Annotated in this window: 1 protein-coding gene; it reads left to right on the top strand. The window is 53.0% G+C overall.

Annotated features, from left to right (window positions below):
• On the top strand, positions 1-202 hold a 202-nt coding region (locus tag AC1M9D_RS14250; protein WP_481612466.1), incomplete at both ends, for a hypothetical protein.

Raw genomic sequence — 202 nt, 5'->3', positions numbered from 1 at the left:
GACACCAACCAAGCAACCCACACGGACCAAGAACGCCAAGCCAGCGAACTCATCCTACAACGACGCAACATCAAAACCGTACCCGAATACAACCCACTACAACATCGACCTAGCACCCATCCGCAACGCGCCAAAGTGGTGGGACCTGCAGGAGAAGAAATCCATGTCGATGAATGGGGACGCATCAAAGTACGCTTCCTAT

This window comes from Acinetobacter sp. ANC_7682, from assembly GCF_056779795.1.
This window is presented reverse-complemented; position numbering and strand designations above follow the sequence as displayed.